The organism is Sporosarcina sp. Marseille-Q4943, from assembly GCF_943736995.1.
Taxonomy (GTDB): Bacteria; Bacillota; Bacilli; order Bacillales_A; family Planococcaceae; genus Sporosarcina.
Genome location: NZ_CALSFT010000002.1, coordinates 1757450 through 1767874, shown reverse-complemented (window position 1 = coordinate 1767874; position 10425 = coordinate 1757450). Strand labels below are relative to the sequence as shown.

7 protein-coding genes and 1 pseudogene are annotated in these 10425 nt (G+C 42.6%); 4 read left to right on the top strand and 4 right to left on the bottom strand.

Annotated features, from left to right (window positions below; translation table 11 throughout):
• Nucleotides 1-193: 193 nt before the first annotated feature.
• Nucleotides 194-509: pseudogene (locus tag NIT04_RS08695) on the top strand (transposase); the annotation flags it as partial.
• Between the two features lie 444 nt (nt 510-953).
• Entirely contained in the window at nt 954-1970 is a 1017-nt protein-coding gene (locus NIT04_RS08690; protein WP_252503144.1) for a DUF1646 family protein, read from the top strand.
• A gap of 44 nt (nt 1971-2014) precedes the next feature.
• On the opposite strand, the gene NIT04_RS08685 is transcribed toward NIT04_RS08690, so the two are convergent.
• Nucleotides 2015-2983 carry a proline dehydrogenase family protein gene (locus NIT04_RS08685; RefSeq protein WP_252503143.1) on the bottom strand — a complete coding sequence of 323 codons (969 nt, stop codon included), beginning with the start codon at nt 2981-2983 and terminating at the stop codon, nt 2015-2017.
• Nucleotides 2984-3164: 181 nt separating this feature from the next.
• Nucleotides 3165-4583 carry an amidase gene (locus tag NIT04_RS08680; protein WP_252503142.1) on the bottom strand — a complete coding sequence of 473 codons (1419 nt, stop codon included), beginning with the start codon at nt 4581-4583 and terminating at the stop codon, nt 3165-3167.
• Between the two features lie 353 nt (nt 4584-4936).
• Here NIT04_RS08680 and NIT04_RS08675 point away from each other — a divergent pair, with 353 nt between their 5' ends.
• Nucleotides 4937-5842: a diacylglycerol kinase family protein gene (locus NIT04_RS08675; protein WP_252503141.1), complete on the top strand. Its 906-nt coding sequence runs from the start codon at nt 4937-4939 to the stop codon at nt 5840-5842.
• 168 nt (nt 5843-6010) lie between these two features.
• Complete coding sequence (gene ilvA / locus NIT04_RS08670) at nt 6011-7273, top strand: threonine ammonia-lyase IlvA (protein WP_252503225.1); 1263 nt, start codon at nt 6011-6013, stop codon at nt 7271-7273.
• A gap of 49 nt (nt 7274-7322) precedes the next feature.
• On the opposite strand, the gene dacB is transcribed toward ilvA, so the two are convergent.
• Together dacB and NIT04_RS08660 are read right to left on the bottom strand one after the other, a co-directional pair.
• Nucleotides 7323-8810, bottom strand: a complete 1488-nt coding sequence (gene dacB, locus NIT04_RS08665) for a D-alanyl-D-alanine carboxypeptidase/D-alanyl-D-alanine-endopeptidase (protein WP_252503140.1) — start codon at nt 8808-8810, stop codon at nt 7323-7325.
• A gap of 188 nt (nt 8811-8998) precedes the next feature.
• Complete coding sequence (locus tag NIT04_RS08660) at nt 8999-10417, bottom strand: NAD-dependent succinate-semialdehyde dehydrogenase (RefSeq protein ID WP_305880094.1); 1419 nt, start codon at nt 10415-10417, stop codon at nt 8999-9001.
• Nucleotides 10418-10425: the final 8 nt, after the last annotated feature.

Below are 10425 nucleotides of genomic sequence, written 5' to 3'. Positions count from 1 at the left end.
TTGTGCAGAAATTAGACAGCACCCCTATGCTCGTAACGCTACGCTTTTACTCGCAAAAGCCGTTCTTCGTTACGGCTTTCGCTCAGTCCAGGGTCTTCAGCTCGTGCTGTTCCCGCAGGAGTCGCCGCTCTCCGCTCCAATCACGGAAGTTCAGGAAGAACCTGATTCTCTAAAAGGAATGTCTATGACGAGCTACGACTGCTATCTCTGTCCCGAAGGACAGGTGCTTACCTACCGAACAACAACGAAGGAAGGATATCGCCAGCATGCATCGACGCCATCTATTTGTGCCGCGTGTCCAGTGATTGGCCGATGCACGCAAAGTAAGAATCAACAAAAGATGATTCAACGGCATATCTGGCAGGACTATTTGGATGTAGCTGAGGACTTGGGACACAACCACGTCCTTGCAGGCGATGCTAACTTTTGCTGCCATAAATGCGAAGAAACTGGCCAGTTGGGCGTGGAGAGCGCCGGCTATGGAGGCTGAAATGATACCCCTGTCTTAAAGGATTTCCAGTTGATTGGAGTGCAGGGCGGCGACTCCTGGGGGATTAGCGCAGCGTGAAGACCCCGCAGGAAGAGCCGTTACGACGAACGGCTCTTGCGACTAAAAGCGTAGCGTTAGGAGCAGCCTGGTGCCTTAATTTCTGCATAGTTCGCAGAAATTAAGGCAAAGCGAACCCTTCGCTGTTCGCTTGGCTGAGGGCAAGCCCCCCGGAAAGCGTCCGCCCGGAACGGAAATCAACGTTATTTCAGTCTACTGACAGTTAAAATGTAGATGTTTAAGCAAAAGGGTTGGAAATCTATGATTTCCAACCCTTTTGTCTACAGTCTGAGCAATACCGAACGCGGTATTGCTTTTTTATTTTGTTAAAGATGTTCTCCATTAAAAATAAAAGTAATATGATAGAATAGAGAGATAATTAATTAATAGAAAAAGGGGAAATATTATGATTGTTGGATTGACAATCATCCTAGTTTTAGTTCTATTTCTGCCTTTTACAATCCCATTTGTAGAGCGTAATTTGGAGTTGTTCCTCTTCATAATGGGTATTGCGGCAGTCGTAGTCAGCGGAGTTCTAAATAAGGACTTGGTGCTGAAAGCTCTTGAAGATCCTATACATATTACGATTGCAGTCGTAGTGGCGGGTCTCATTTTCAAATGGTTGCAGAAGCCTTTTGAAAAAAGCATTAAAGGAGTCAGCCGGATTCTTCCTTTCAAACTCTTTTTAGCATTGATTATCATTATCCTCGGAATCGTATCCAGTGTGATTACCGCTATCATTGCCGCGCTCGTTTTAGTGGCAATTGTCAGTGTTTTGGAGCTTGATCGTAGATCGGAAGTCCGCTTTGTCATCCTCGCCTGTTATTCAATTGGAATGGGTGCTGTATTGACGCCTATAGGTGAGCCTCTTTCAACAATTGCAACGAGCAAGCTAAATGAAGATTTCTTTTATCTATTGAGACTCATCGGCCCTGACGTCATTCCAGGGGTTATTGCTTTTGGCATATTAGCTATTTTTCTAATCAATCCTACTAAAAAGACAAAAGGGTTGAAGGCGAATCAAGGGAAGGAATCATTGGTGGATATTTTTATCCGTGGGTTTAAAGTGTACCTGTTCGTCATGGCTTTGACATTATTAGGCGCCGGATTTGAACCGTTCATTAAGAAATTCCTACTCGATCTTAATCCATACATACTCTATTGGATTAACATGATTTCAGCTGTTCTCGATAATGCAACGCTTGCTGCCGCGGAAATTAGCAGTGTGATGGACGAGCCGACCATTAAAGCAATCTTGTTAGGGCTTCTAATTAGTGGCGGGATGCTCATCCCCGGCAATATCCCGAACATTATCGCCGCAGGAAAATTAAATATTAAAAGTGTCGAATGGGCACGATTCGGAGTGCCGATCGGCCTAGTCGCCATGGTCATTTATTTCATTACAATCGTTGTTTTCGGATAAGAAAACGGCCAGTCACTAGTTATCCTAGTGTGACTGGCCGTCTCTTATTTCTTCTTCGTCAGGCGTCCAAGTAGGAATGCGCCTGCAGCTAACCCGATCATCGTATTCGTCTTCTTCGTAAACACTTGTTTGACGACAAGGTTCATATTTTGTGGTCTTTCAGCAAGACGGCGCATGAAATAGCCATACCAATCTTGGCCGAAAGGAACGTATGTGCAGAAGTTATACCCTTCTTTCGCCAATTCCAACTGCATGTCCTTCCTGAAACCATAGAGCATTTGGAATTCGAACTTATCATTCGGAATATTATTGTCTCTGACAAATTGCTTTACATGATTGATGACATTATGGTCATGAGTTGCAATGGAAGTGAATTTACCGTTCAGTAAATGCCATTCGATTAATTTGATGTAGTTCTTGTCGATGTCCTGTTTATCTTGATATGCGACTTCCGCGGTCTCCTTGTATGCCCCTTTGACGATTCGCAGTCGGTAATTCTTATACTTATGTAAATCTTCTTCCGCTCGGAAAAAATATGCTTGGATGACCGTTCCGATATTGTCGTATTGCTTTGAGAGCTCGTCCAACAAGTTGAATGAAGGTTGAAGACGAGGATGGTCTTCCATGTCAAAATTGACGAAGATACCATGCTTATTTGCAGCAGCTACTATTTCCTCTATGTTTTCCTTACAAAAGTCATAGTCAATGTCGAGGCCTAATTGAGAAGGCTTCAATGAAATGTGTGCGTCAACATCATGCTCATGAATAGCTTCAATGACTGCGAGAATTTGTTCTTTCGCAGCGATCGCTTCCTCTTTTTCAAAGACGAATTCGCCCAAGTTGTCTACAGTGCAAGAGATGCCATGTTTGTTCAGTTCTTTAATGCTATCAATTGTTTCTGAAATATTTGTTCCCGCCACTACGTTTTGCGCGCCTAGTTTTAGTCCATATTTTTTTGCCGCACTATTCAAAACTTGATTTTGAGATAGGCCGATAAAGAAGTCTTTTAACATTGTCATTACTCCTCAATAAAAAAATTATGTTCATCCTGCATTATATCACAGCATTCTCTAATCACCATCAAAATTATAGGTAAAAAAATAGAATTCATTATCTTCTATCATTCGGTGTTCAATAAATAAACAGATGAAGGAAAGTTTTTCGCTTTTCTTCATCTGTTTATTTGTTCTGACATTAATCCGCCATCGTGTAGCCTCCAAATTGGTTTTCAAGAATCGTACCGAGGGAAAAGATGGCGTCCTCGTTGCCGTTCTTACTAATGATTTGCAGACCAATTGGCATTCCGTTGTCATCCTTTCCCACTGGTACTGTCAAAGCCGGAAGTCCCCATGTATTTGCAAATGCAACAAATGGCATATATTTCAGGAATGTCTTGTTAATCGAAAATACTTCTTTAAAAACGATGCCATGAGGCGGTGCGGCAGTATGGTAAACCGGCATGACGATCAACCGTCTTTCCAAATACTCTTCTAAGAATTCATCCCCATCTTTCAACAGAAGCGATATTTCATTCACCCTTTTCACCGACGGTTTGAATAAAGAAGCACCGATCAACGCCCACGACAAATAACGATGAATATTTGCGTTCCTGCCTGTCATTTCTTTCATGTATGCGGTAAACGGACTTCCCTTAACATTCTCGAAGGCTATCGTTCTAGTTGACTTCCCACCATCTATTGACATGATCTCCTGCCACAGAAGTGCCGATTCCCCGAGCTGCGGAATGGGCTCTCTTTCCGTTACATAGTTATTTTTCAAGTAAAGATATACATCGTTTAATAGCTTTACCATGTCATCTGAAAGCGAGAATTCAATCGTGCGAAATACGTCAATAGAAAAATCATTGATGTCCTTCTCATCCATTTCGTGGTTTGCAATAATCGAATAGACTAGTTTCGCATCCCTTACTGTTTTCGCAAGCGGTCCAATGCCGAGCATCCTTTGCTGCCATGCGTTCTCCACAAACGGAAAACTTCCCTTCTGGGAAACTTGCCCTTTTCCAGATTTGAATCCAACAACACCATTAAAATGGCTTGGAAACCGGATTGATCCACCTATATCTGAACCGAGTCCTACAGCAGCCGCTCCGAGTGCAATCGCTGCTCCTTCTCCGCCGCTTGAACCGCCTGCTGTCCGATTTAAATTCCATGGATTATTTGTCCTGCCATACAATTTATTGTCCGTTTCTTGGCAAAAACATAATTCAGGTGTATTCGTCTTCCCGATGATAATCGCACCTTCAGCTTTCAACTTCCTGACAACTTCTGCATCTTGTTCCTGAACGAATCCTATTCTTCCGATTAATCCACCGGTCGTTTGCATTCCAGCGACATTAAATGATTCTTTCATACTCATCGGAACGCCGAACAATTTCCCTTTTGCATCACAGTTCGATAGTGCGACATCTGCCTTTGCAGCCTGCTCCATCGCGGCATCAAAACGGCTTTCCACCAGAAAGTTGACCGCTGGATTTTTTTCTTTCATTCTTTCGATGAAAATCGAAGTGACTTCTGTCACAGTCAGTTCCCTATTTCTTATCATTTCTCTAATATCTAATGCGTCAGCACGTAATATGGATTCCACCTTATTCATTACCGTCCCCTCCCCTTTTCAAAAAATTCGCTACTTTCATTATAATGATAGAGTAAAATTTAGACAAACGAAGAAAGCTTCTTCCCTTTAACGGAAAGAAGCCTTACAGAATTACATAAGATTTACGAAGATGACAATGAGTATGATAAGTGTAGACACTCCCAATGCGGTCCATAAACCGGCATCGGGCTTGTCTGGTCTACTATCCCATTTTTGCATGATATCATCTCCTTTTCTTCGTACATCCCTATAAGTTTTCCCGACTTCTAAATTCTCTAAACAGACTATTCGAAATTGGAGTAATTCCTTAGTTATAATTATGTTAAACTATTAGATAGGAAAGAGGTCATCCGATGTTTGTATTTATGATTAATCCAACTTCAGGTAAAGGTGCAGCAGTTGCCATATGGCATGAAATTGAAGCGATTCTTATAGAAAAGAAATTACCTTATGAAGCGCATATATGCGTCTCTTCAGAAATCACACGTGCTTATATAAATGAAACTACAGCTATGCATTCAATAACGGCTTTTGTCGTAATTGGCGGTGACGGTACAGTAAGCTCTGTCCTCCAACAATTGGTCGATACAAACATACCATTAGCTGTCTTCTCTGCTGGCTCGGGCAATGATGTCGCTAGAAATTTCAGTTTGGTTGCCGAGCCGAAACAATTTGTCGAAAAACTGATTCACGGCGAAACGAGATCTGTGGATCTATTATATGTGAATGGAATGTACGCAATGACGGTAGTCGGTGTCGGAATGGATGCCCAGATTGGAATAAGGGCCGATCGCTCCATTTATAAAAGATGGCTCAATAAATTTAATCGTGGAGGAGACGCCTATACGATTGCAGCCATTATTGAATTGCTGACGTTCAAGCCATTCTACGGTAAACTTTTCGTCGATGGGAACCTCGTTCTCCAAACAGACCTATGGCTAATTGCGAACGGCAATGTGAAAATGTATGGCGGCGGCCTTACGATTTGCCCTCTTGCACAACCTGACGATGGTCTTATAGATGTAACAGTTTTACATGATGCGAGACGTTTGAAAGTCTTATCCAAACTTTTCCCTGAACTGCTAAAAGGAGAGCCTCTCATTGCTAATGAAGTTACCTATTTCAAAGGAAAAGAAATTATAATTGAAGGACAACAGACATTGCCTTATGTCATCGATGGGGAAATCTTCCACTCTGAAAAAATTCATCTTTCCATCCGGCAAAAGGCATTGAAACTTGTCGTGACGTCTAATATTTGATTTTCCTGTAAAGAAAACGCTTACATATTTAATTGAATAATGCATCTTGATGAAATCGTTAAAATTAATTAGCAATTACGAACAATCTTATGTTCTTATTCGGGGTTTCATGGTAATATAATAAAATATTCATTTTTATTACCGGAGGGGAAAGAGCGTATGACAAAGATGGCTAAGAGTGAAACGAAAACAGTACAAGTGGAAGATATCCTGATTGCCAATCAATTGCTCAAGGATGTCGTAAATCATACACCTTTGCAAAAAAACGAGAGGCTATCCGAGAAATATGACTGTAATGTCTATATTAAGCGGGAAGATTTACAATATGTGCGCTCCTTCAAATTACGTGGCGCTTTTTACAAAATTAAGCGGATCGAAACAGATGCACGCGAAAAGGGCATCGTTTGTGTAAGTGCGGGCAATCATGCACAAGGTGTCGCTTATGCTTGTGCCCATTTGAAGATTAGTGGCAAGATTTACATGCCGCAAACAACGCCGAAACAGAAAATAAACCAAGTGAAGATGTTCGGGAGGGATTTTGTCGAGGTCATCCTTGTCGGCGATACGTTCGATGATTCTTCCGCCCATGCAGTGAAGTGCGCAGAAAAGGAAGATCGGATATTCATCCATCCATTCGATGACGAGGATATAATTGCGGGTCAAGGTACAGTAGCTGTCGAAGTGATGAATGATATTGAAGAGCCGATTGATTTTGTTATCGCAAGCATCGGCGGCGGCGGTCTCATGGCGGGGATCAGCACTTATATTAAAAACCTCTCCCCTATGACTAAGATGATCGGAGTCGAACCGGAGGGGGCTAGCAGTATGAAAGCCGCAATCCGGAACGGCGCTGTCATGACTTTGGAAAACATCGATAAATTCGTCGATGGAGCTGCTGTTAAATGTGCAGGCGCCAAAACGTTTGAGATATGCCGGAAATATGTCGATGAGATTATGAGTGTTCCTGAAGGTAAAGTGTGCACTGCGATTCTGAATTTATATAACGAACATGCCATCATCGCTGAGCCTGCGGGGGCTTTGCCGATTGCCGCCCTTGATTATTATAAAGACCAAATAAAAGGGAAATCCGTCGTTTGTATTATCAGTGGAGGGAATAACGATATTGGACGGATGCAGGAAATTAAGGAAAAATCTCTTTTGCATGAAGGGCTGCTCTATTATTTCATTATCAATTTTCCACAACGTGCAGGCGCATTGCGGCAGTTTTTAGACTCTGTGTTAGGACCGGACGATGATATTACCACTTTTGAATATACAAAGAAGCATAATAAGGAAAACGGGCCGGGACTGGTAGGCATCGAACTGAAGAGGAAGGAAGATTACGAAGGCCTGTTGCTCCGTATGGAACAGAATGGCTTCCCGTTCACCGAAGTCAATAAAGACAGCACGTTATTTGAATTGCTAATTTGATTGCAAAAGGAAAAACCCACAAACGACACTTTCATGCCGTTTGTGGGTTTTAATTAATCGGTGTTGTGGCGATGACGGTCGCTATTTTATCAATCGCTGGCAGTGCATTCGTTTTCTTCCCATGGGTGAGGACACTGAAAATTAATGTTTCCCCATTTTTCGTTTCAACATATCCTGCTAATGAACTGACTTGGTTTAAGCTACCGGTCTTCGCAATAATTTTCCCTTTTACAGAAGCACCTTTTAATCTGTTTTTTAACGTACCTCCAACAAAACGGTCATTCATCCCTGAAACCGGCAAACCTTGTACGAAACTTCCATACCAAGGTGCTTGTCGCGCAAGGAACAGCAATTCTGTCAATTGGGCGGACGTCACTTTGTTATTATGGGACATTCCGGATGCATCTTCGAATTTCCATTCAGAAGGTTGTAAACCAATGGTTTGTCCAAATTCACGCATGACGCGCAAACCTGCATTCCAGCTTCCTTCCCCATATACTCGTTTGCCCATCGTTTTTGCTAATGTTTCGGCATGTGTATTATTACTTAACTTCATGAAAGGCCTCATCAATTTCTTCAATGGCATCGATTGTCTGGATGCAAGGACTCTGGCTTGTTGTGAGGTTTCCCGCCTTGTCACCTTCGATGGTTTTGTGAACGTGATCCCTTTTTCAGAAAGCGACTTTTTAAAAACATCTAGCGTATAAGCTGTTGGGTTAGAGACGGTCACCCATTCCTTTTTTCCCCCACTTCCGAGAGGGGCATTTCCCGTTATGACAATGTTATTCGTTCCATGTTGGCGTTTGATAGATAACGTGTTTTTATAGCCCTTCGGAACAGTTTTACTTTTATTAACAATCGTGACGATGCCCGTATCAGGCGTCATTGTCACTTTCGCTTTATACCCCTTTTTTGTCGGTATGGCGTTGACAATCACAGTGCCGGCATCATAGTCAGTATTCGGTGATAACGTCAATCCGGATATTTGCGCGGCATAGTAAAAAGTTTCGTCACTTTTATCAATCCCCGGAGATAGGCGTACGGAATCAAACCAACTGTCATCTCCGACTAAATCACCAGTGATTTTCTTTATGCCAAGCTTTGAAAGAGTGGCAGCAAATTGATCCAAATCCCTTTTCATAAGAGTTGGATCCCCTTGCCCTCTTAAGTAAAGATTGCCGTTTAAAACCCCTTTTGCTATTGAGCCGTCCGTGAGCACATCTGTCGTGAATTGGTATTCTTCACCAAGCGTTTCCAAAGCGGCCGCTGATGTGAGAAGCTTTAAAGTGGATGCAGGTGTAACTTTGCGTTCCGCATTAGCTTCGAATATAATCTCCCCAGTTGACGCCTTTCGTACAGTGACACTGGCGTCAAGAGACTTCATTGATGAATCAGCCATTATCGTATTGATTTTTCTTTCCAGACTCTCGTACTGACCTGAAGCTTGTACATCTGGCTGACTTGGTACAACTGTGAACACGGCAGCAAACGACATAATAACAACCATAAAAAACATGGAAGTTCTTTTGAAAACCAAACCATTTCCCCCTTCTTCTACGTTGTCGCTTTCAGTCTACCATTTATTTCAAGACAAATAAATAGATTTTAAGATAAAATTATTTTATTTATTAAAATATTCAACCTAATATTATGCTACTTTTGATAGATGTGAAATAAAAAAGACAAAAAAAGACATCCGCTTTGAGCGGATGTCTCTATTTCGCCTTATAACCCTACTGAAATGTATTTGATTTCAATATATTCATCTAAGCCATGATGGCCGCCCTCCCGACCGAGCCCGCTCTGCTTGAACCCGCCGAATGGGGCTTGGGGAGTGGAAGGAAGTCCATCATTCAAACCAACAATTCCGTATTCCAATTGCTCGCTCATCCGAATTCCTCTTGAAATATTTTCTGTAAATACATAGGCTGCCAATCCATAAATCGAATCATTCGCCCTTCGGAGAACCTCCTCTATCGAAGAAAAAGTCGTAATCGGTGCTACGGGGCCAAATGTCTCTTCCTGCATGCAAACCATATTATCTTTAACATCAAATAAGACAGTCGGTTCGTAAAACAGACCTTGTTTCCTTGCGCCACCGACAGCAATTTTCGCGCCCTTTGACTGTGCATCCTCTACATGTGACTGTACTTTAGTTATTGCGTCTTCATCGATAAGCGGACCGATTGAAACATTTTCATCCATTCCGTTACCGACTTTTAAACGCTTCACCCGATCAACAAACTTTGCTGTAAAATCTTCCGCTATTGTTTCTTGAACGTAAATACGATTTGCACATACACATGTTTGTCCTGCATTTCTAAACTTAGCGGCAATGACTCCATCCACCGCTTTTTCAATATCGCAGTCTTCCATGACGATTGCCGGGGCATGTCCCCCGAGTTCCAAAGAAATTTTCTTCACCGTGTCCGCCGCTTCGCGCATGAGTAGCTTCCCTACTTCAGTAGAACCGGTAAATGTCAGCTTACGGACACGTGTATCTTTCAGCCAAGCTTCACCTATCGCACTCGCATCACCTGTTACAACGTTAATGACACCAGCAGGTATACCAGCTTCCAACGCCAACTGAGCCAATCGGATTGCTGTTATCGGAGTCTGTTCCGCAGGCTTGATGACGACTGTACAACCTGCTGCCAGTGCAGGTCCAACCTTTCTTGTAATCATTGCCGCCGGAAAGTTCCAAGGCGTAATGACAGCCGTTACGCCAACTGGCTGTTTATGGATGAAGATCCGTTTTCCCGTCTGGCTTGAAGGGATCATTTCACCATAAATGCGTTTCGCTTCTTCCGCATACCAAGATATGAATCCGTTCGCGTACTTTATTTCACCTCTAGCTTCTGCTAAAGGCTTCCCTTGTTCCTCCGTCATTGTTCGCGCAAGATCTTCCATATGGATTTCAATCAGCTCATGCCATTTGTTCAAAAGTGAACTCCGATCATAGGCGGATAAAGCGGACCAATCTTTAAATGCGTCGTATGCTGCATCCACAGCCAAAACAGCTTCCTTTGCACCTCCATTAGGTACAGTAGCTATCTGTTCTCCTGTCGCAGGATTCATGACTTGTATAGTAGAAAGACTATCTCCGATTTCCTCTCCATTAATGAGCATTGAAAATGATTGCATCTGACAGC

Excerpts from the sequence above, each read along its gene's own strand:
- NIT04_RS08690 (WP_252503144.1), top strand. The coding sequence starts at position 954 with ATGATTGTTGGATTGACAATCATCCTAGTTTTAGTTCTATTTCTGCCT.
- NIT04_RS08685 (WP_252503143.1), bottom strand. The coding sequence starts at position 2,983 with ATGTTAAAAGACTTCTTTATCGGCCTATCTCAAAATCAAGTTTTGAAT.
- NIT04_RS08680 (WP_252503142.1), bottom strand. The coding sequence starts at position 4,583 with ATGAATAAGGTGGAATCCATATTACGTGCTGACGCATTAGATATTAGA.
- NIT04_RS08675 (WP_252503141.1), top strand. The coding sequence starts at position 4,937 with ATGTTTGTATTTATGATTAATCCAACTTCAGGTAAAGGTGCAGCAGTT.
- ilvA (WP_252503225.1), top strand. The coding sequence starts at position 6,011 with ATGGCTAAGAGTGAAACGAAAACAGTACAAGTGGAAGATATCCTGATT.
- NIT04_RS08660 (WP_305880094.1), bottom strand. The coding sequence starts at position 10,417 with ATGCAATCATTTTCAATGCTCATTAATGGAGAGGAAATCGGAGATAGT.